Origin of the sequence: Pseudomonas sp. 65/3-MNA-CIBAN-0223, assembly GCF_040310425.1 — a bacterium.
Lineage (GTDB): Bacteria > Pseudomonadota > Gammaproteobacteria > Pseudomonadales > Pseudomonadaceae > Aquipseudomonas > Aquipseudomonas gregormendelii.
The window spans coordinates 1-278 of record NZ_JBEOPV010000108.1 but is presented as its reverse complement, the minus strand read 5'-3'; the positions used below and the strand labels follow the sequence as shown (position 1 = coordinate 278).

The following is a 278-nucleotide window of genomic DNA, read 5'->3' as shown; positions in this document are numbered from 1 at the left end:
CTTTCCGGCAGCGCCATCAAACATTCGGCCCCACCCTGAATGGCTTCCCGATGCGCACTCGCCCGCGGCAATACCCGGCGCAGGTAGAAATCCGCACTGGCCAGCTTGGCCTGATAGAACGCCTCTTCACCGCTGCCTTGCTCCAGCGCATCCTGGGCGCGCGCCGCGGCCTGCAGCCACAAGCCCGCCAACAGGACATACGCCGAGTACTGCAGGAAATCCACCGACACCGCGCCAATCTCCTGCGGATCGCGGCCGGTCGCAGCAATGATCTCGGC

The 278-nt window shown here is 65.5% G+C and carries 1 protein-coding gene; it reads right to left on the bottom strand.

Annotated features, from left to right (window positions below; all coding sequences use genetic code 11):
* The coding region (locus AAEZ09_RS28125) for an acyl-CoA dehydrogenase C-terminal domain-containing protein (protein ID WP_350601617.1) at positions 1-278 on the bottom strand (278 nt) is incomplete at both ends.